The sequence below is a fragment of the Janthinobacterium sp. CG3 genome (assembly GCF_000344615.1).
Taxonomy (GTDB): Bacteria; Pseudomonadota; Gammaproteobacteria; order Burkholderiales; family Burkholderiaceae_D; genus Janthinobacterium.
The window spans coordinates 1595892-1615087 of record NZ_KB467824.1 but is presented as its reverse complement, the minus strand read 5'-3'; the positions used below and the strand labels follow the sequence as shown (position 1 = coordinate 1615087).

General features: G+C 65.1%; 17 protein-coding genes and 1 pseudogene. 8 read left to right on the top strand and 10 right to left on the bottom strand.

Annotated features, from left to right (window positions below):
* Positions 1 to 53: 53 nt before the first annotated feature.
* The 3 genes from JANGC3_RS0106920 to JANGC3_RS28590 are packed head-to-tail and all read right to left on the bottom strand — an operon-like array spanning position 54 to position 1374.
* The gene (locus JANGC3_RS0106920) at positions 54 to 644 is read right to left on the bottom strand and encodes a DUF4865 family protein (protein ID WP_017875756.1); all 591 of its coding nucleotides are present in this window, start codon (positions 642 to 644) and stop codon (positions 54 to 56) included.
* Complete coding sequence (locus JANGC3_RS0106915) at positions 641 to 1042, bottom strand: tautomerase family protein (RefSeq protein WP_026132666.1); 402 nt, start codon at positions 1040 to 1042, stop codon at positions 641 to 643. The genes JANGC3_RS0106920 and JANGC3_RS0106915 overlap by 4 nt, the downstream gene beginning before the upstream one ends.
* A complete protein-coding gene (locus JANGC3_RS28590) occupies positions 1033 to 1374 on the bottom strand; it encodes a carboxymuconolactone decarboxylase family protein (protein WP_017875754.1) in 342 nt (113 codons plus the stop codon). The genes JANGC3_RS0106915 and JANGC3_RS28590 overlap by 10 nt, the downstream gene beginning before the upstream one ends.
* Before the next feature lie 133 nt (positions 1375 to 1507).
* On the opposite strand from JANGC3_RS28590, the gene JANGC3_RS0106905 reads away from it, so the two are divergent.
* The gene (locus tag JANGC3_RS0106905; RefSeq protein WP_017875753.1) at positions 1508 to 2371 is read left to right on the top strand and encodes a LysR substrate-binding domain-containing protein; all 864 of its coding nucleotides are present in this window, start codon (positions 1508 to 1510) and stop codon (positions 2369 to 2371) included.
* Positions 2372 to 2415: 44 nt separating this feature from the next.
* Here the strand turns inward: JANGC3_RS0106905 and JANGC3_RS0106900 are convergent, their stop codons facing one another.
* Positions 2416 to 4677: a putative bifunctional diguanylate cyclase/phosphodiesterase gene (locus tag JANGC3_RS0106900; protein ID WP_017875752.1), complete on the bottom strand. Its 2262-nt coding sequence runs from the start codon at positions 4675 to 4677 to the stop codon at positions 2416 to 2418.
* Between the two features lie 304 nt (positions 4678 to 4981).
* Here JANGC3_RS0106900 and aroC point away from each other — a divergent pair, with 304 nt between their 5' ends.
* On the top strand, positions 4982 to 6076 hold the full coding sequence (aroC, locus tag JANGC3_RS0106895) for a chorismate synthase (protein ID WP_017875751.1): 1095 nt from the start codon (positions 4982 to 4984) through the stop codon (positions 6074 to 6076).
* 74 nt (positions 6077 to 6150) lie between these two features.
* Here aroC and JANGC3_RS0106890 read toward each other — a convergent pair whose 3' ends face one another.
* The 4 genes and pseudogenes from JANGC3_RS0106890 to JANGC3_RS33565 form a co-directional block, all read right to left on the bottom strand.
* Positions 6151 to 7644 carry an HDOD domain-containing protein gene (locus JANGC3_RS0106890; protein ID WP_017875750.1) on the bottom strand — a complete coding sequence of 498 codons (1494 nt, stop codon included), beginning with the start codon at positions 7642 to 7644 and terminating at the stop codon, positions 6151 to 6153.
* Entirely contained in the window at positions 7641 to 9365 is a 1725-nt protein-coding gene (locus tag JANGC3_RS0106885) for a putative bifunctional diguanylate cyclase/phosphodiesterase (RefSeq protein ID WP_017875749.1), read from the bottom strand. The genes JANGC3_RS0106890 and JANGC3_RS0106885 overlap by 4 nt, the downstream gene beginning before the upstream one ends.
* A 173-nt stretch (positions 9366 to 9538) precedes the next feature.
* Positions 9539 to 10660, bottom strand: coding sequence for an ISAs1 family transposase (locus tag JANGC3_RS0106880; protein ID WP_017875748.1), 1122 nt, complete (start codon positions 10658 to 10660; stop codon positions 9539 to 9541).
* 375 nt (positions 10661 to 11035) lie between these two features.
* Positions 11036 to 11131: pseudogene (locus tag JANGC3_RS33565) on the bottom strand (hypothetical protein); the annotation flags it as partial.
* Between the two features lie 351 nt (positions 11132 to 11482).
* Between JANGC3_RS33565 and JANGC3_RS0106870 the strand changes: the two are divergent.
* The 5 genes from JANGC3_RS0106870 to JANGC3_RS0106850 all read left to right on the top strand — a co-directional run bounded on the left by JANGC3_RS0106870 (position 11483) and on the right by JANGC3_RS0106850 (position 15417).
* Entirely contained in the window at positions 11483 to 13159 is a 1677-nt protein-coding gene (locus JANGC3_RS0106870; protein WP_026132664.1) for an isovaleryl-CoA dehydrogenase, read from the top strand.
* On the top strand, positions 13160 to 13774 hold the full coding sequence (locus tag JANGC3_RS0106865) for a TetR/AcrR family transcriptional regulator (RefSeq protein WP_017875745.1): 615 nt from the start codon (positions 13160 to 13162) through the stop codon (positions 13772 to 13774).
* 127 nt (positions 13775 to 13901) lie between these two features.
* Entirely contained in the window at positions 13902 to 14552 is a 651-nt protein-coding gene (upp, locus tag JANGC3_RS0106860; RefSeq protein ID WP_017875744.1) for a uracil phosphoribosyltransferase, read from the top strand.
* Between the two features lie 16 nt (positions 14553 to 14568).
* The gene (locus tag JANGC3_RS0106855) at positions 14569 to 14928 is read left to right on the top strand and encodes an Hpt domain-containing protein (RefSeq protein ID WP_017875743.1); all 360 of its coding nucleotides are present in this window, start codon (positions 14569 to 14571) and stop codon (positions 14926 to 14928) included.
* Positions 14929 to 15213: 285 nt separating this feature from the next.
* Positions 15214 to 15417 (top strand): cold-shock protein, encoded by a 204-nt coding sequence (locus tag JANGC3_RS0106850; RefSeq protein WP_010398811.1) that lies wholly within the window; start codon positions 15214 to 15216, stop codon positions 15415 to 15417.
* Between the two features lie 156 nt (positions 15418 to 15573).
* Here the strand turns inward: JANGC3_RS0106850 and JANGC3_RS0106845 are convergent, their stop codons facing one another.
* Positions 15574 to 16485 (bottom strand): LysR family transcriptional regulator, encoded by a 912-nt coding sequence (locus JANGC3_RS0106845; protein WP_017875742.1) that lies wholly within the window; start codon positions 16483 to 16485, stop codon positions 15574 to 15576.
* 215 nt (positions 16486 to 16700) lie between these two features.
* On the opposite strand from JANGC3_RS0106845, the gene aceB reads away from it, so the two are divergent.
* Entirely contained in the window at positions 16701 to 18299 is a 1599-nt protein-coding gene (gene aceB / locus JANGC3_RS0106840) for a malate synthase A (protein WP_026132663.1), read from the top strand.
* Positions 18300 to 18384: 85 nt separating this feature from the next.
* Here the strand turns inward: aceB and gloB are convergent, their stop codons facing one another.
* Positions 18385 to 19188, bottom strand: a complete 804-nt coding sequence (gloB, locus tag JANGC3_RS0106835) for a hydroxyacylglutathione hydrolase (RefSeq protein WP_017875740.1) — start codon at positions 19186 to 19188, stop codon at positions 18385 to 18387.
* Positions 19189 to 19196: the final 8 nt, after the last annotated feature.

Genomic DNA, 19196 nt, shown 5'->3' with positions numbered 1-19196 from the left:
GCGGCCGGACCCTCGGGTCCGACCCCAGCCCTTGCCCGTGGTTTGTCCGGAGGTCAGACCCCAGGGTGCTGTGTCGCGCCTGCGTTGTTTGGCAGTGAAACGTGGCCGACCGCGTAGCGCTGCACGCGGTCGCCGCCGGCGCCGCCGTCCGGTTCGCGCCACAGGCTAAAGCGCACCAGCGTCCACGTTCTCGGCTCGAAGCCGACCGCCACGGCCAGCGCGCCGTCCCGCTCGAAAGATAGGCGCGCCGCCGCCGTTTCATCGGCGCGCAGGCGCTCCAGCGCGGTGTGCGACGCAATCGCCAGCGTTTCGCGGGTGGCGTAGCGGGCCCGCGCCACGTCCGCGGCCTGCTCGGCGTGCCACACCGACCAGGTTTGCACCGCGGGCCAGCCGAACGCCTGCGACACGGCGACGAATCCGGGTCCGCACAGGAAGGCGCTCATCGCCTCGTTGTCGCGCCACAGGTAGAAGGGCGCGTACAGGTTGTCGGTTGGGCCGCCGCCGCGCTTGTTGGCGCTGAGGTAGGCTTTCAGCAGCAGGCCGGGGAACCCGTCGAGCAGGTGGCCCTTGCCGGCGATGCGCCGTTCGATCACGGCCATGTCGTAGTCGGCCGGCAGCACGAAGCGGTACTGCATGGCGATCATCGCGGCGCTCCCGGTGGCGCCAGTATGCCGGCGTTGCCACCGCCGAGCGACCATTCGTTCGACTCGCTGGTGGTGATGCTGACCATCACGTCCTCCGGCCGCATGCCGGGCGCCTCGGCCAGCAGTTCGACCAGCCGGCGGAAGAAGGCCGCCCGGGTGGCGTCGGAGCGCGGCCGTCCGGCCGAGATGGCGAACACGGTGAAGTCGTCCGAGCGCGGCCCGCCCAGGTAGTGGCGGTCGAAGATCAGTTCGTTCGCTTCGTGCTGGTGGATGAGCTGGAAGCGGTCGTTGGGCGGTACCTCGAAGGCTTCCACCAATGCGCGGTCCAGGCTGTCCGAGAGAGCCTGCAGGTACGCCGGCGGCTTGCCCTTCAGGAGGGAGATGCGGGTCATTGGCATGATGCCGCTCCCGTGTCCGCCGCGCCGGCGTCGAGTTGCCGCAGCGCCGACACCGCCGACGCCGCCGTCGGCCAGCCGGAATAGAAGGCCAGATGGGTGACCAGTTCGCCGAGTTCGTCGCGCGTGACGCCGTTTTCCAGCGCCCGGCCCAAGTGGAAGGGCAGTTGCGCGCCGCGGTTCATGGCGACCAGGGCGGCGACGGTGACGACGCTGCGGTCGCGCTTGGACAGTCCGGGGCGCTCCCAGACGTCGCCGAAAAGGACGTCGTCGGTCAGCGCCGCCAGCTTGGGGGCGGTGTCGCCCATGCTCTGTTGCCCGATACCTGTGCTCATGTGTGCTCTCCTTGTGCTTGCGGTCGGAATTGACACTTGCAGCATAGCGGCGTATCGTTATTCTGAAAATCGGGAATATATGAAGTATTGGTCCAAAAAAACGGGATGGTATATGCGGCGAATATCGTTTGACATGGATGTGCTGCGCAGTTTCGTCACCGGCGTGGAGCTGGCCAGCTTTGCCAAGGCGGCGCAGCGGCTCGGGCGGTCCACGTCGGCCGTTAGCGCGCAGATGCAAAAGCTGGAGGAGCAGGTCGGCGCCCCGATCCTGCGCAAGGTCGGGCGCGGCATGCTGCCGACGGCCACCGGCGAGGCGCTGCTGGCCTACGCGCGCCGTTTGCTGGAGCTGAACGACGAGGCGGCCAGCGCCGTGCGCGGGGTAGAACTGGCCGGCAGCGTACGGCTGGGGATGCAGGAGGATTTTGGAGAGCGTATCCTGACCGATGTGCTGGGGCGTTTTGCGCGCGCCCATCCGAAGGTGCGGATAGAGGCGATGGTGGCGCGCAACACCGCCCTGCTCGAGCGCATGGCGGCCGGCCAGCTCGACCTGGCGTTGGCGTGGGATAGCGGCGTCGCCATGCCGCACTCGCAGCTGCTGGGGCGCGTGCCGATGCGCTGGATCGCCGCGGCCTCGGCCGAGCCGGTGGCGGGCGTCGATGGCGAGCCGCTGCCGCTGGTGTTGTTCGAGTCGCCGTGCCTGATGCGCACGGCCGCTATCGAGGCGCTCGAGCGCGCCGGCATGCCGTGGCGGGTCGCCTTCAGCAGCCCGAGCCTGGGCGGCGTGTGGGCGGCCGTCGCGGCCGGGCTGGGCGTGACGGTGCGCACCGAAATCGGTCTGCCGCCGGGCTTGCGCGCGCTCGGCCACGCGGCGGCGGGGCTGCCGCCGCTGCCGCGGGTCGACTTGGTTCTGCACCGCGCCGCGGCGCTGCCCGATCCGACCACGCAGCGCTTGCGCGACAGCGTGCTGCACGCCGTCGCGCCGTTGATACCCGTTTGATTGTCTCCGGGGTCATATTGCGACCTGACCCCAGGGGTGTTGCGTCAGGCGGCGCCTTCGAGGACGTCGTTGTTGAGCCAGCCGATCAGGGCCGCCGCCGTCATCGGCCGGGCGAACAGGAAGCCTTGCGCCAGCGGGCAGCCCAGCGCCTGCAGGATCTGCGCCTGGCGCTCGTCTTCGACGCCCTCGGCGATGACCGCCAGGCCGAGGTTGCGCCCCAGTTGGATGACCATTTCGGCGATGCTGCTGCCGCGCGCCGAGCCGGTGATTTCGGTGACGAAGGCGCGGTCGATCTTGAGCCGGTCCACTTGCAGGCGCTGCAGGTAGGACAGCGACGAGAAGCCGGTGCCGAAGTCGTCGATGGCGATGCTGACGCCGGTCTGCTTGACTTGCCACAGCATTTTGATGAGCAGGTCCGGCTCTTCCATCGCCATCGATTCGGTGATTTCCAGTTCGATGTATTCGGGTGGCGCCTGGGTGTCTTCCAGCGCCTGGCTGAGCATTTCGAGGAAGCGCGGGTGGCGGAATTGCACCTGCGAGACGTTCACCGACATCATGAAGTCGCGGTGGCCCTGTTCGCGCAGCAGCACCAGTTCGCGGCAGGCGGTGCGCAGCACCCATTCACCCAGTTCGATGATCAGGCCCGAGTATTCGGCGATGGGAATGAAGCGGTCCGGCGAGATGAATTTGCCGTCCGGCGTCTGCCAGCGCAGCAGCGCCTCGGCGCCGACCGGGCGCCGGGTGGTCAGGTCGATCTGCGGCTGGTACACGACGAACAGCTGGTTCTGGCCGAACCCGGTGCGCAGCGCGTGCATCATGCGTACGCGTTCGCGGATTTCCACGCCCATGCTGCGCGAGAAGTAGAAGTGGCCGGCGCGCTGCTGGGTCTTGGCGCGCTTCAGGGCGATGTCGGCGTCCTTGAGGGCGTCGGCGCCGCAGCCGTCGTGCTCGCCCAGGCGCACCAGGCCCAGCGTGGCCGACAGTTGCACGTCCTGGCCGTCAATGCTGAACGGGGTCTGGAACAGCGCCAGGATCATCGCCGGGTTGACCTGGGCGGCGTCGCCGAGCACGCAGAAGATGTCGCCGCCCAGGCGCGCCACCGTCAGTTGCTGGCCCAGCCGCGATTGCAGCCGGCCGGCCACCGCCAGCAGCAGCAGGTCGCCGAACTGGTGGCCGAGCGCGTCGTTGGTTTCGGCGAAGTGGTCGAGGTCGACCAGCGACAGCGTGGCGTCGTCGCGCGCCGGCCCGGCCAGCGTGGCGTCGAGGATTTCCACCAGGCGGGTGCGGTTGGGCAGTTTCGACAGCTGGTCGTAGAAGGCGGCGTTGTGCAGGTGCGTGACCAGCTCGACGTTGTCGAGGCCGACCGCGACGTTGCTGCAAAATACTTCCAGCAGGCGCTCGTCGATGTCGGTGATCGGCCGCGGCAGTTGCAGGAAGGCGACGAAGTCGCGGCTGGCCTTGCCGGCGAAGTACAAGGTGACGAAGTCGTGGCTGTAGATGTTGCGGCGCTGTTCCAGCGTGCGCTCCATCGCGCCGACCGCGCGCTCGTCGTCGGCCGCCGTGATCTGGCCGTGCGGCAGCCGGCTGTAGATGCCGGCGGCGGCGCTGACCATCAGTTCGCGGCATCGGCCGTCCGGGCATTCCTGCGCGCACAGCAGGCCGTCGGCCTTGACGCTGAGCAGGTCGGCGATCTGCGTCAGCACGCCGGCGGCGAAGTTTTGCACGCCGTGCAGCGCCATCAACTGGGTGCTGGCGTGGACGATCTGGTTCAGGCCGCGCCGGCTGGCGCTGATCGAGCGGATCTGCTCGTACGAGCGGATCGCCGCCGTCACGGTGGTAAACAGTTTGATGCGGGTCAGCTCGGACTTGGTCTTGTAGTCGTTGATGTCGAAGTCGCGGATGGCGTCGATTTCCGGCGCGTAGCCGGGTTGGCCGGTGCGCAGGATGATGCGCACGTCGGCCAGTTTCAGCGTTTCGCGGATGTAGCGCACCAGGTGCAGGCCGGCGTCGTCCTGCTCCATGACGACGTCGAGCAGGATGACGGCGATTTCCTGTTCGTGCTTGAGCAGGTCGCGCGCCTGCGCGGCCGAGTAGGCGTGGACGAATTCGAGCGGCCGGTGCTGCATGTCGAGGTTGCCGAGCGCGAAGGTCGTGGTCGAATGGACGTCCTCGTCATCGTCGATGATCATCACCCGCCAGACGTTGCGCGTGGCCGGCGCCGATGTCGGCGTCGGATGTTCTTCTAAGAATACCAGATCGTCGTGATCGTCCTTGTTGTGCTCAAGGGGGGTGATCGGTGCGGGCATGTGTCGCTTCTCCAAGATGTCTCGGTGTTCTTGTGAATAAGTATATAGCGAAATGATATGCGGAACGACTGTTTAGGCGTATTCAGCGACGCAATACGCGGCAGGATAGAAGAATTCGGCGTATTTCGCTAGATTTAATCAAAAACAATATATATTTCTTAACAATCTGTTGCGGCGCCGGCTTGCGCGCGGCGCGCCGTTTCGCCGCCGGGCCGGCATCAAAGTGGCCGATTGCGCGCGATAGCGCCGCCCGAGCCGCCGCGGGCTGGTAGAATTGACCGTTTCAGCCTTTCGCGTCCCTACTATGTCCGGCAACTCATTTGGCAAGCTGTTTACTGTTACCACCTTCGGCGAATCGCACGGCCCGGCCATCGGCTGCGTCATCGACGGCTGTCCGCCCGGCCTGGTCCTGTCGGAAGCCGACATCCAGCCCGAGCTGGACCGCCGCAAGCCAGGCACCTCGCGCCACGTCACCCAGCGCCAGGAATCGGACACCGTGGAAATCCTCTCCGGCGTCTACCAGGGCGTCACCACCGGCACGCCGATCGCGCTGCTGATCCGCAACGAGGACCAGCGCAGCAAGGACTACGGCAACATCGCCGAGAGTTTCCGCCCCGGCCATGCAGATTACACCTATTGGCACAAATATGGCGTGCGCGATCCGCGCGGCGGCGGCCGTTCGTCGGCGCGCCTGACGGCGCCGGTGGTGGGCGCCGCGGCGATCGCCAAGAAGTGGCTGTTGCAGCAATACGGCACCGTCTTCATGGGTTGCATGAGCCAGCTGGGCGACATCGAGGTGCCGTTCCAGTCGTGGCGGCACGTCGCCGACAACCCCTTCTTTGCCGCCAGCGGCGACGCCGCGCTGATCGCCCGCATGGAGGAGGCGATGGACCAGTTGCGCCGCGACGGCGATTCGATCGGCGCGCGCATCGACGTGGTGGCGCACAACGTCCCGGTCGGCCTGGGCCAGCCGATTTACGACAAGCTCGACGCCGACATCGCCTACGCGATGATGGGCATCAACGCGGTCAAGGGCATCGAGATCGGCGCCGGCTTCAAGTCGGTGGCGCAGAAGGGTTCCGAGCACGGCGACGAGTTGACGCCGGAGGGCTTCGTCGGCAACAACGCCGGCGGCATGCTGGGCGGCATTTCAACCGGCCAGGACATCACGGTGTCGATCGCCATCAAACCGACCTCGTCGATCCGCACGCCGCGCCGCTCCATCGACAAGGAGGGCAAACCGGTGATGGTCGAAACCTTCGGCCGCCACGACCCCTGCGTCGGCATCCGCGCCACACCGATCGCCGAGGCCATGCTGGCGCTGGTGCTGATGGACCATGCGTTGATGCACCGCGCCCAGTGCGGCGACGTCAGCGTCGCCACGCCGAAGCTGGCCTGACGGGCAAGCCAAGGGCGTGACCCCGGCTCCGCGCCGGTGCTTGTGATGTTGCCGCGCGCCTGTTGACGGCGCGGTTAAGCGACTTTGTTGGCGATGATTTCGCGCTGGCGGCGCATCTCGACCGATTTCACCAGCATCGCGCGGATCTCGTTGATGAGTTCGAATTCGGCCTGGTTCAGCTGGATCGCCGGGAAGCTGTCGTCCCAGTCGCCGTAGATGAAGCCGGTTGGCTGGCCGTTCGACGACAGCGGCAGGATGACGAAGCAGCGCGCGTCCGGCAGCGTGGCCTTCCACCACGCCGGCAGCTTGGCGGCGAATTTCGGGTCGCGGGCGTTTTCAATGAAGATCACCCGGTCGCTGCTGAGCGCGGCGTGGAACACGTTCGGCTCGTAGGCGTCGGAAAACGCCATCTGCGCCTGCAAATCCTTGATGTTTTGCCCCAGGCTGATGCGCGCCACGTATTTCTTTTCCTTGTGGTTGCGCACGAAGGCCACCGCGCGCGAAAAATCGAAACCCTGGTACAGCGTCTCCAAGCCCATCGACACCATCTGGCCCGGGCTGGCGCTGCCGAGCGCGTCGCGCATGTCGGCCAGGCCGCTGACCAGCAGACGGTTGCCCTCGGCGCGCATGCGCGTCGACGCCAACGCCCGCGCGCGCCGCTCGGCCGGCTTCGACAGCGGCGCGATCGACAGGTCGAGCGCCGCCATCGCCTTGGCTTTTTCAATCGCCTCGACCAGGTTGTCGGGCGCCACGCCGAGCATCTCGGTGTACTGCCCGATCAGCAGTTGCACCTGGGCGGCACCGGCGTCGTCGTCGTGCCACAGCGAGTCGGCGCAACGCGCCGACATGGTGCACAGCCCGGCCATCCAGTCGGCCCGGCTGATCTCGGCGCCGGCTTCGGCCGGCTCCATCGGCCGCATACCGCTGATCAGGTGCGGCGGTAGGCCCCAGTGCGCCGCCGTCGCGTAGCCGACTTCCTCCAGGGTCAAGCCGAGGATGTCCGGGGCCGCCGCGCTTTCGTTGCCGGGGCCGCCGTGCGCCTGCAGCTTGGCCCAGAAGTCGGTCATGTAGAACGTCACCATCATGCGCCCGAGCGTGTGCAGCATCGAGCACACCACGGCCTGCTCGGCGTTCTGGCTGGCCGCGCTGCTGGCGACCTGCTGCGCCACCATGCCGGCCAGCACCGCTTTTTCCATTTCAATATGGGCGCTCACCGAGTCCGGCGTCGCGTGCGACAGTTCCTCGATCAACTTCAGGCCCAGCGCCAGGTGGCCGATGGCGTCGATACCCAGCACCAGCACCGCCTTCGACACCGTGTTGACGCTCTGGCCGAACGCCGAGTACATGCCGCTGTTGGCCAGGCGCAGCACCTTCTGCGTCAGCACCGGGTCCGACAGCACCGTTTGCGTCATGTTGAAGCCGTGCTCGTCCTCGCCGCGCATGGCCCCCAGGATCGCGCTGACGGCCTTGGCGAAGCCGGGCATGTCGCCCTGCTGGCGGGTGCGCGCCCACAGCAGTTCCAGGGTATTCTTGCCGAGCTGGCTGGCGGGGATGAAGGCGGCGCTCATTGGACGCCCAGGCGCAGCTCCGACGGCAGCAGCGCGGCATGGGTCTTTTCCTTCAGCGCGGCCAGCGCGACGTGGGCCGGCATCGGCTTGCCGGTCAGGTAGCCCTGAATGTACTGGCAGCCGCGCGACTCGAGAAACAGCATCTGCGCCTCGGTCTCGACGCCCTCGGCCACCACCGACAGCGACAGGTGCTTGGCCAGGTCGAGCACGGCGTTGCAGATGGCGCCGTCTTTCTCGGCGTCCGGCAGGTCCTTGACGAAGGCGCGGTCGATTTTCAACACGGAAATGGGGAAACGCTTCAGGTAGGCCAGTGAGGAATAGCCGGTGCCGAAGTCGTCGATGGCGATGCGCGCCTTGCGTTCCGCCATTTTCGTCAGGATGGTTTCGGCGTGCACCGGGTCGATCATCAGTGTGCCTTCTGTAATTTCTAGTACCAATTGCTCACCGCGCAGTCCCGAAAACGCAATCGCATCGTCAAGAATATCAAGAAACTTGTCGTTGCGAAATTGCCGTGGACTAATATTAACAGAGATATATAGATGCCGCTTGGCAACTTCTTCGAATTGCCGCAACTGCACGCAGGCGGCCTTCAGCGCCCAGGCGCCCAGCAGGTTGATCAGGCCGTTGCTTTCGGCGATCGGGATGAAGCGCGACGGCGGCACCATGCCCAAGCTCGGGTGCTTCCAGCGCATCAGCGTCTCGAAGCCCTGGATCTGCCGGGTGCGGGCGTCGACGATGGGCTGGTAGTACAGCAGGAACTCGCCCTCGCGCACCGCCTGGAACATCGCCGCCTCCAGCGAGATGTCGTGCTCCGGCGGCCCGGACAGGCCGGGGTGGTAGACCAGGCAGCGGCCCTTGCCGGTGGACTTGGCGTGCGACATGGCGGCGTCGGCCAGCGCCACCAGGCGCACCTCGTCCTCGGCGTGCTGCGGATAGACCGACACGCCGACCGAGGCACCGACGTAGATCGTGTGGCCGTCGATTTCAAAGGGCGACTGCAGCGTGGCGATCAGGCGCCCGGTGACGAGCTTGATCTGGGGGTCGCTGGCGGTGCCGGGCAGCACCGCGACGAATTCGTCGCCGCCCACGCGCGCCAGCGTGTCGCTGTCGCGCAGCGTCTTGCGCAGGCGCGCCGCGGCCATGCGCAGCAGCGCGTCGCCGACCGGGTGGCCGAGGCCGTCGTTGACCTTCTTGAAGCCGTCCAGGCCGACGGTGGCCACGGCGAAGCCCTGGCCGGAGCGACTGGCCTGGGCGATGACCATGCGGATGCGGTCCGACAGCAGCGAGCGGTTCGGTAGTTCCGTGAGGGCGTCGTGGGTGGCCATGTGGCGCAGGTGCGCCTCGGTGGCGTGTTGGGCGTCGGTGTTGTGGCCGACCACCAGCAGTTCGCGCAGGCCGCCCTGGCCGAGATAAGCCGACACGCGCAGCGCGAACCAGATGTTGCCTTGCGGGGTTTTCAGGCGCGCGTTGGCATGCCGCGGCGCGGCGGCGTCTTGCAGCGCCAGCGCCAAGGCGCTTTGGCCCTCGTCGCAAAAAAGTCCGGTGAAGGGTAAGCCGAGCGGCGCGTCGGCCGCGCCAATGAGCGCCGCGGCGCGTTCACTGGCAAACAGGACCCGTCCCTCCAGGTCGAGCCGGAACACGACGTCGCCGGCCTCTTCCAGAAGGTTGTCTAGCGTGTCGCGCAGGGCGCGCTCGGCTATCGCGGGTGAACTGGAGAGCATCGTCTGTTTCTAAACTTTCTTTTATTGCATGTCAGAATTCCTACTAAATTCGTAGGCCGGCAGAAACTTCACATTGCCCCGGGCAAAATGAAGCCGCATCAAGACGAAATGTATCACCGAACAGGCGAAAATTACATGGAAAATAGCAATATCCAGGGCGATTGCATGAAGGATCAGATGGCCAGGCCCAACACCTTGCCAAGGTAGTCGGCGTTCCAGCCCGCCTTTAGGCGCTTGGAGGCGACGCCGAGCTTCGTCGTTTTCTCGTTCTTCAGCAGGTTGAGGGCAATGCGGCGCAGGATGGCGAAATTTTGCGCCGCGTCGCCAACGCGCACGCGGCAGCCGTCCTCGCGAAATGCGACGTCCAGCACCCAATGCATGCTGTTTTCAATGCCCCAGTGCGCCCGTACTGTTTTGCCCAACATTGCAGCCTTGGCCGGCAAGCTGCTGATGTAATAGCGGCGTTCAACGCTGGCTGTTCCGGTGCTGTTTCGCCCGATGATTTNGCGCGTCGACTCGATCATGATGAGNCTTTGCAGCCCGCTCCAATGCTGTTTTTGCTGAACGAGCCAAGCGATGTCGTTGGTGACAAGGCAGCGCCGGGTTTCGATCCGTCCGTGATCTTTTTCGGTCTGGATGTGCTCCCAGAATGGACGATCCATCTTGCCTGCGTCGGCGGCGTCGAACCACAGCTTGACGGCTTCGGCCAAGACGGGCTGGTTGTCCTTCACACCCAGAACATAGTCGGCGCCGCTGGCAACGATCTTGGCGGCGATGTCGCGCTGGCACCCCATCGCGTCGATTGTGATGATGGCGCCTTTGACGTCCAGGGTATCCAATAATTCCGGTATCGCGGTGATCTCGTTGCTCTTGTCGGCGGTCCGAACCTGCCCAAGTGTGACGCCGCTCGCGCTGCTCCACGCCGACACCAGATGAATGGCGCTCTGTTTGCCATCGTGTGAACCACGCACGCATTTGCCATCGATGGCAATGTGCTGCCCTTCAAGCGACGGACACAGTGCGCCCATCCAGCGTACAAAACACGATTCGAACTGCTTCGCGTCAAGCAGGGAAAAAACGCGTCCGAAGGTGTCGTGCGAGGCGATGCCATTGGCGAACGGCCGGTACTGACGCAGCCACTCGAGCTTCATTTCGCTCCATTCCACAACCGTGGTCCAGCTTTCCGCTCCACTGATGACGGCGCAGATCGCGGCCAGCAGCAATTCGTCCAGTTGATATGCGCACTCGCGCGCGCGCGGATCGCGTAATTCATCGAATGCTTCCAGCAGCGACATAGGTCCGATTGTCATTTTTCTCGCCCAAATATCGAGAGTAAACGCCTTTTTCAAAGAGTTTACAAGCGATACCTACAAGCTGTGCTCATCGCCTCGGCTCCGCCTTCATGCAATCGCCCTGTAGCAATATCCAGCCATGAATACAGAATAGCCATTGATGGAAGTAAAGAAAACAGTCTTTAAATTGCTGACTACATAAATTGGAGTGGCGCTTGCGGCGGCGCGAAACGGTTGCCGTAGCGTTCGGCCAGCGCCGCCGCGCGTGGTAGCTCGCCAGCGTGGCCATGCGGTCGCCGGCCTGGGCCGGCGTCAGCGCGAGCAGGTGTTCCAGCTCGTGCTCGGCGGCCGGCGCGGCGCCAGCGCCTCCAGCCGCGCCAGCGCCTCGCCCAGCGCGATGGCGCCGCCGTTGACGTTGACCTTTTCCTCGGGCACGTCGAGTTCGCGCATGAAGCGCAGCACCACCGAGGCGAAGCGGCCGGCGGCGCGTGCGGCGGCGGCCTTTTGCTGCGAGCGCGGCGCGTAGGCGTCGACGGTCTGCGGAATCCAGTTGAGCGCCATGGTAGTGCCAATTTACCCGCAAAGCAACTGCTTGCTTCGCTTGGCCGATTGCGCTAATGTCAAATCTGCGCGGTGCGACCGGCCCTGCCAGCCCGCGCCATACCACCGGGAGCGCCGCGTTCCACAGCCACGAACACCAGCAATTGCAGGCGACCTTGACGCGCTTCATCGACGCCGAAATCAGCCCCCACGTCGACGAGTGGAAGCAGAAATTAGGCTGTCGCTCATCCGCCCCGGCACCCATCCACCATGGAGAGCAAACACATGAACCAGTTCGACACGCACGAAGTATTCAACCAAGCCCCGCCGTTCGAAAACGTCAACCTGTTCGACTGCGACCCGGCGCTGCGCGAGGCGCTGCAGCGCGAGGGCGGTGGCGCCTCGGCGGCGGCGCTGAGCGCGCTCGGCGAGCGCCTCGGCCGCGCCGAGACCTTGGACCTGGCGCGCCAGGCCAACGTCAACGCGCCGCGGCTGCACAACTTCGACCGCGCCGGCAAGCGCATCGACGAGGTCGAATTCCACCCCGCCTGGCACCAACTGATGGCGCTGCTGATCGAATCGGGCGCGCACTGCTCGGCGTGGGACGGCAGCCAAACCCAGGTGGCGCGGGCGGCCCAATATATGCTGTTCGGCCAGCTTGAAAACGGCTCGCAGTGTCCGGTAACGATGACCTACGCGTCGGTGCCGGCGCTGCGGCAGGCGCCGCACATCGGCGCGCGCTGGCTGCCGAAAATCCTGTCGCGCGAGTACGACCCGCGCTCGCTGCCGATCGCCCAAAAACGCGGCGCCCTGATTGGCATGGGCATGACCGAAAAACAGGGCGGCACCGACGTGCGCAGCAACGCCACGCGCGCCACCAAAGTCGAGCTGGACGAGGCCGCGGCCGTGGTCGGCCTGGACGACGCCGAGGGCCTGTACCGCGTCGTCGGTCATAAATGGTTTTTCTCGGCGCCGCAAAGCGACGCCCACTTGATATTGGCGCAGAGCGGGGACGCCGGCGGCGCCGGCCTGAGCTGCTTCTTGCTGCCGCGCTACCTGCCCGACGGCAGCCGCAACCAGATCCGCGTGCAGCGCTTGAAGGACAAGCTGGGCAACCGCTCGAACGCCTCGTCCGAAGTTGAATTCACCGGCGCCTACGCCTGGCTGGTGGGCCAGCCGGGGCGCGGCGTTCCGACCATCATCGAGATGGCCGGCCACACCCGCCTCGACTGCGTGCTCGGCAGCGCCGCCATCATGCGCGCGGCGCTGACGCACGCGCTGCACCACGCCCGCGCGCGCGCCGCGTTCGGCAAGCCGCTGGCGCAGCAGCCCTTGATGCAAAACGTGCTGGCCGACCTGGCGTTGGAGTCGGAGGCGGCGACCGCGTTCGCGCTGCGCCTGGCGCGCTGCTTCGACGAGGGCGCCGACCCGGCCCAGGCGCTGCTGGGGCGCTTGCTGACGCCGGCCGGCAAATACTGGATCTGCAAGCGCGGCCCGGGTTTCGGCGCCGAGGCGATGGAGGTGATGGGCGGCGGCGGCTACGTCGAAGACGGGCCGCTGGCGCGGCTGTACCGCGAGTTCCCGGTCAACTCGATCTGGGAAGGTTCGGGCAACGTGATGTGCCTGGACCTGCTGCGCGCGCTCGGCAAGAACTGCGCCGCGCGCGAGGCGCTGGCGGCCGAACTGGCGCTGGCCGGCACGGCCGACCCGGACTTCCACGCCTTCGCCGCGCGCCTGCTGGACGAGCTGGCGCGGTCGCAGACGGACGAGTACGGCGCGCGCGTGCTGGCCGAGCGCGTGGTGCTGGCGGTGCAGGGCGCGTTGCTGCTGCGGCACGCGCCGCCGTTCGTCGCGTCGGCCTTCGTCGCCTCGCGGCTGGCGCGCGAAGTGGGCGGCGCCTACGGGCGCCTGCCGGCCGGCGTCGATTGCGCGGCGATTCTCGCTCGTGCTTTAATAGCGTAAATGACGACCAATACAATTCCCCAGGCACCTAGCCCGGCCGCCCCCGCGGCGGCCGTTTCCGACGGCAACCGCCGCGCCGACCTGATCCGCGTGTCGGCGCGCCTGTTCCGCGACCGCGGCTACGACGGCACCACCATCCGCGACATCGCCGACGCCGTCGGCATGCGCTCCGGCAGCCCCTTTTACCACTTCAAGAGCAAGCAGGAGATCCTGGCGGCGGTGATGGAGGAGGGCTTGCTGTCGTGCCTGCCGGCGGTCGAACTGATCGTCGGCGGGGCGCTGCCGCCGCGCCAGAAGTTCCACGCGCTGGTGCGCGCCCACCTGGAAACCGTGCTGGGCGACGGCCACGACTTCATCCCGGTGCTGCTGTACGACTGGCGCTCGCTCAGCCCCGAGCTGCGCGAGGGCATCGTCGCCTTGCGCGACCGCTACGACCGCGTCTGGCAAAGCGCGCTCAGCGAGTTGAAGCGGGCCGGCCAGGTCAAGAGCGACAGCAAGGTCGCCCGCCTGCTGCTGCTGGGGGCGATCAACTTCAGCGTGCAGTGGTATCAGCCCGGCAAGGGTTGCACGCTGGACCAGCTGGCCGACGAGGCGGTGGACATGTTTTTGCTCTAAATTTCACGAAATTCGATACGTGGCGCGGCATTGGCTGTGATAATGCGTATACAACCATAGTAAATAAAAAGCAACTTGCGCGGTGGCCTCAGGCCGCGGGCGCTTCTCCAGAAAAGAGCAAAACAATATGAAACAAGATCCGCGTTTTCCCAACCTGTTCATCACCGACCACCCGCTGATCCAGCACAAACTGAGCCACATGCGCGAGCACGACACGTCGACGCGCACCTTCCGCGAGTTGCTCAAGGAAATTACTCTGCTGATGGGCTACGAAATCACCCGCGACCTGCCGCTGACGACGCGCCCGGTCCAGACCCCCCTGATGATGATCGACGCGCCCGTCATCGCCGGAAAAAAGCTGGCGATCGTGCCGATCCTGCGCGCCGGCATCGGCATGAGCGACGGCCTGCTGAATCTGGTGCCGTCGGCCCGCGTCGGCCACATCGGCGTCTACCGCGACCCCGACACCAAGCAGCCGGTGGAATACCTGGTGCGCCTGCCGGACCTGGTCGAGCGCACCTTCATCCTGTGCGACCCGATGGTGGCGACCGGCAATTCGGCGGTGCACGCGGTCGACGTGCTGAAAAAGCGCGGCGTCAGCGACGAGCAGATCATTTTCCTGGCGCTGGTGGCCGCGCCGGAGGGCGTGACGGTGTTCCAGAACGCCCATCCGAACGTCAAGATGTACGCCGCGGCGCTCGACTCGCACCTCGACGAGCACGCTTACATCGTGCCGGGCCTGGGCGACGCCGGCGACCGCATCTTCGGCACCAAGTAAGCGGCGCCGCGCACGCATGGCGACGCTGATCGACCCCGACTTCCGCGCCCGCCTGGATGCGTTGCGCGATAAATACGCGGCCGGCGTGCCGGGCCTGCTGGCGGGTATCGGCCAGGCGTTGGCGCGCTGCCGGGCGGAGCGGTGGAGCGCGCCGGCGTCGGCCGAGCTGCACACGGCGCTGCACACGGTGGCCGGTTCTGGCGCCACCTTCGGCTTCGCCGTGCTGGGGCAAGAGTGCCGCCAGCTGGAGCAGGCGCTGCGTTCGCTGGTCGACGGCGGCGGCGCCGACGCGCCCGGCTGGGCGGCGCTGGGCGCTGGCGTGGAGCGTTTGCTGACTTGGGCCGCGAACGACCCCAAGGGCGGGCCGCCGGCCTGACAGGCGTTTGCACGTTTGATCTAGCGCAAAGTACGGGGCGGGGCGCTTGGCTATAGTGACTTCTAAGCTGAAACAGCGCACTGCACCACAGGGTTGAGGGAAATTTGAAGCCGTCAATGCAGTGTCCGCAAGTTTTTTTTGCGTAAAAACGTGTTTTTTCTGTTTTAGTGGGTATAATAGGCAATCGTTGGATTCGAGGTAGTAGTGCAGTTTGTCTGTCATTCCTTTCTTGCTTCAAACGATATAACGGGAGCAATCCCAACTTAACTGAAATAGGAAATTGTAATGGCAACTGGCATCGTAAAATGGTTCAATGATTCGAAGGGTTTTGGCTTTATCACTCCTGATGAAGGCGGCGAAGATCTGTTCGCTCACTTCTCGGCGATTCAGTCGAACGGCTTCAAGTCCCTGCAAGAGAACCAACGTGTTTCTTTTGAAGTGACTGCTGGTCCTAAGGGCAAGCAAGCTTCGAACATTCAGCCAATCTAATACGCTGAATCAAACGAAATAAAGAAATCCTCGGTCTCCGGGGATTTTTTTTCGCCTGTACGCCGCGGTTTTTGTCGGTCGGCCTGGCGCGCCGGCGCGTAACGCGGCTGGCGTCGCCGGCGGCCCAGCGTCGGATGACGCTATCGCTCATCCGACCTACAAGACCGGCGCGCGCCAGTAGTCCGACTGCGCATAGCTGTGGCGCAAAAAATCCACGAACGCGCGTATCCGCAGCGGCAGGTGGCGGCGCTGCGCGAACACCGCGTAGATGTCGTTGCCCGGCGCGGCGTACTGGTCGAGCACGGTCACCAACTTCCCCGATTCGATCTCCGCGCCGACTTCCCACATCGAGCGCCACGCCAGCCCCTTGCCGGTCAGCGCCCAGTCGTGTAGCACCTCGCCGTCGTTACAGCCCATATTGCCCGACACCTTCAACGTCACGTTCTTGCCGTGTTCGCGGAAGGTCCAGCCGCGCTGGCTGCCCTCGCTGCTGATCGCCAGGCAATTGTGCTTGGCCAGGTCGGCCAGCGTCTGCGGCGTGCCGAACCGTTTCAAATACGCCGGCGAGCCGACCAGCACGCGCATATTGTCGGCCAGCTTGGCGCTGACCAGGTTCGAGTCGGACAGGCTGGCGATGCGGATGGCCACGTCGACGCCTTCGCCGATCAGGTCGACGATGCGGTCGTTCAAATTCAGCGCGACGGTGACGTCGCGGTGTTCGGCGACGAAGGAGGGCAGCAGCGGCGCCACGTGCTGGCGCCCGAAGCCGGCCGGCGCGGAGATCAGCAGGTGGCCGCTGGCCTTGACGCTGCGCTCCGCCACGGCCGCTTCGGCGTCTTCCAGTTCGCCCAGAATGCGCTGGCAATCCTCCAGGAAGGCGGCGCCCTCGTTGGTCAGCGCCAGCTTGCGCGTGGTCCGTTGTAATAATTTAACGCCCAAGCGCTGTTCCAACGCGTCCAGGCGGCGGCCGATCATTGCCGGTGCAATGCCCTCGGCGCGGGCGGCGGCCGACAGGCTGCCCTTGGCCACGACGTCGACGAAGGTGGAGATTTGTCTGAATTGTCCCATGGTCTCACTTGTGACAAAAATGCATAGATGAAGTGATTTATAGTCTCGTTTGAATACTTTATAGTGAATATACTGTAATACATATAAAACACCAAGTCGCCTATACTGGCGGAGTGCTGGACCGGCTAGCCCGGGCCGCCCGTTTCGGCTTGTAAAACGTATTTGCTGTACTTATTGTTTGTTGTATTTATTACCTTTTTTATGCGGAGATTTTCATGACACAGTCCACCATCGCTATGCCGGCAGGAATGCAAATCACGGGCCAGATCAAGCCCGGCTACGAGCAAGTGTTGACCCCGGAAGCGCTGGCCCTGGTTGCCAAGCTGACCCGCGCGTTCGAACCGCGCCGTCAGGAATTGCTGGCAGTGCGCGTCGCGCGCGCCAAGCGCCTCGACGCCGGCGAGCGTCCGGACTTCCTGGCTGAAACCGCGCACATCCGCGCCGGCGACTGGAAAATCGCGCCGATTCCGGCCGCGCTCGAATGCCGCCGCGTCGAAATCACCGGTCCGGTCGAGCGCAAGATGGTCATCAACGCGCTGAACTCGGGCGCCGACAGCTACATGACCGACTTCGAAGATTCGAACACGCCGAACTGGGACAACCAGATTTCCGGCCAGGTCAATATGATGGACGCCGTGCGCAAGACCATTGCGTTGGAACAGAATGGCAAATCCTACAAGCTTAACGACAAGGTCGCGACCCTGGTGGTGCGTCCGCGCGGCTGGCATCTGGACGAAAAGCATGTGTTGGTCGACGGCCAGCGCATCTCCGGCGGCATTTTCGACTTCGCGCTGTTCATGTTCCACAACGCCAAAGAACAATTGGCGCGCGGCGCCGGCCCGTATTTTTACCTGCCGAAGATGGAATCGCACCTGGAAGCGCGCCTGTGGAACGACATCTTCGTGATGACGCAAACCGAACTGGGCTTGCCGCAGGGCACGATCAAAGCCACCGTCTTGATCGAAACCATCCTGGCCGCGTTTGAGATGGACGAAATCCTGTACGAACTGAAAGAGCACAGCTCGGGCCTGAACGCCGGCCGTTGGGACTACATCTTCTCGTGCATCAAGAAATTCAAGCTCGACAAGGATTTCTGCCTGGCCGACCGCGCCAAGGTGACGATGACCGCGCCGTTCATGCGCGGCTACGCCTTGCTGCTGCTGCAAACCTGCCACAAGCGCAACGCGCCGGCGATCGGCGGCATGGCCGCGCTGATCCCGATCAAGAATGATCCGGAAAAGAACGACATCGCCATGGCCGCCGTGCGCGCCGACAAGGCCCGCGACGCCACCGACGGCTACGACGGCGGCTGGGTTGCCCATCCCGGCCTGGTCGAACTGGCCATGACGGAATTCAAAAAAGTGCTGGGCGAGAAGCCGAACCAAATCGACAAGCAACGCCCCGACGTCGCAACGACCCAGGCCGACCTGCTGAACTTCCAGCCGGAAGCGCCGATCACCGAAGCCGGCCTGCGTTACAACATCAACGTCGGTATCCATTACCTTGGCAGCTGGTTGGCCGGCAACGGTTGCGTGCCTATCCATAACCTGATGGAAGACGCCGCCACCGCCGAAATCAGCCGCTCGCAAGTGTGGCAATGGATTCGTTCGACCAAGGGCGTGCTGGAAGATGGCCGCAAAGTTAGCGCCGACATGGTGCGCGCGATGATTCCGGAAGAGTTGCTCAAGGTTAAGCAAGTTGCGCCCAACGGCGACAACCCGACGTATGCCCGCGCCGCAGTGATTTTCGAGGAAATGTCGACGTCCGAATCGTTCGCCGAATTCCTGACCCTGCCGCTGTACGAAGAAATCTAAGCCATCTCAAACCAGGGGCGTAACCCCGGGGGTGGACCAGAAGGTCCGGCCCCGGCGTTGCGCCCTTTGCGTTGCCTGAGCGATCTTAAAAGCTATTTTTCCACTGCCTCAGCGCGGCGAACGCCGCCACCGGCGAGGCGCCCGGCGCCAGCCTGCCGGCCTCGACCAGCGATTCGACAATTTCCTGCTCGCTGTAGCGCAGGAAGGGATTGGTGGCCTTTTCCACGCCGATGCTGGTCGGCACGGTCGGCACGCCGTCCTCGCGCTTGGCCGCTTCAATGCGTACCCGCGCCATCAAGGCCAGGTTGTTCGGCTCGATGGCGGCGGCGAAGCGCAGGTTCGACAGCGTGTATTCGTGCGCGCAAAACACCTGGGTGTCGTCGGGCAGCGCGGCCAGCTTGCTCAGCGATGCCACCATCTGCTCCGGCGTGCCCTCGAACAGGCGCCCGCATCCGCCCGCAAACAAGGTATCGCCGCAAAACAGCCAGCGCTCGGCCGCGCCGTCGCGCCGCACGTAGGCGATGTGGCCCCGGGTGTGGCCCGGCACGTCCAGCACGGCGAACTCGACGTCGAGCCGCGGCAGGCTCACCAAGTCGCCCTCCACCAACGGCCGCGTGACGGCGGCGATGGCATCATTGCGTGGGCCGAACACGGGTACGGCATAATGCTGCAACAATTCAGGAACGCCACCGATATGGTCAGCATGGTGGTGGGTGAGTAAAATGGCAGTCAGGGTAAGCCGATGCTGGTTCAGGGCGGCGAGGATCGGTGCCGCGTCGCCCGGGTCGACGACAACGGCGTGGACGCCATCGTGGATCAGCCACAGGTAGTTGTCGGCGAAGGCCGGGACGGTGAGTACGGTGGCGGCGTGCTTGGCAGTGGAAGTCATTATGTGGG

Coding starts and splice junctions, on each gene's coding strand:
- JANGC3_RS0106920 (WP_017875756.1), bottom strand. CDS start 644: ATGATCGCCATGCAGTACCGCTTCGTGCTGCCGGCCGACTACGACATG.
- JANGC3_RS0106915 (WP_026132666.1), bottom strand. CDS start 1,042: ATGCCAATGACCCGCATCTCCCTCCTGAAGGGCAAGCCGCCGGCGTAC.
- JANGC3_RS28590 (WP_017875754.1), bottom strand. CDS start 1,374: ATGAGCACAGGTATCGGGCAACAGAGCATGGGCGACACCGCCCCCAAG.
- JANGC3_RS0106905 (WP_017875753.1), top strand. CDS start 1,508: ATGGATGTGCTGCGCAGTTTCGTCACCGGCGTGGAGCTGGCCAGCTTT.
- JANGC3_RS0106900 (WP_017875752.1), bottom strand. CDS start 4,677: ATGCCCGCACCGATCACCCCCCTTGAGCACAACAAGGACGATCACGAC.
- aroC (WP_017875751.1), top strand. CDS start 4,982: ATGTCCGGCAACTCATTTGGCAAGCTGTTTACTGTTACCACCTTCGGC.
- JANGC3_RS0106890 (WP_017875750.1), bottom strand. CDS start 7,644: ATGAGCGCCGCCTTCATCCCCGCCAGCCAGCTCGGCAAGAATACCCTG.
- JANGC3_RS0106885 (WP_017875749.1), bottom strand. CDS start 9,365: ATGCTCTCCAGTTCACCCGCGATAGCCGAGCGCGCCCTGCGCGACACG.
- JANGC3_RS0106870 (WP_026132664.1), top strand. CDS start 11,483: ATGAACCAGTTCGACACGCACGAAGTATTCAACCAAGCCCCGCCGTTC.
- JANGC3_RS0106865 (WP_017875745.1), top strand. CDS start 13,160: ATGACGACCAATACAATTCCCCAGGCACCTAGCCCGGCCGCCCCCGCG.
- upp (WP_017875744.1), top strand. CDS start 13,902: ATGAAACAAGATCCGCGTTTTCCCAACCTGTTCATCACCGACCACCCG.
- JANGC3_RS0106855 (WP_017875743.1), top strand. CDS start 14,569: ATGGCGACGCTGATCGACCCCGACTTCCGCGCCCGCCTGGATGCGTTG.
- JANGC3_RS0106850 (WP_010398811.1), top strand. CDS start 15,214: ATGGCAACTGGCATCGTAAAATGGTTCAATGATTCGAAGGGTTTTGGC.
- JANGC3_RS0106845 (WP_017875742.1), bottom strand. CDS start 16,485: ATGGGACAATTCAGACAAATCTCCACCTTCGTCGACGTCGTGGCCAAG.
- aceB (WP_026132663.1), top strand. CDS start 16,701: ATGACACAGTCCACCATCGCTATGCCGGCAGGAATGCAAATCACGGGC.
- gloB (WP_017875740.1), bottom strand. CDS start 19,188: ATGACTTCCACTGCCAAGCACGCCGCCACCGTACTCACCGTCCCGGCC.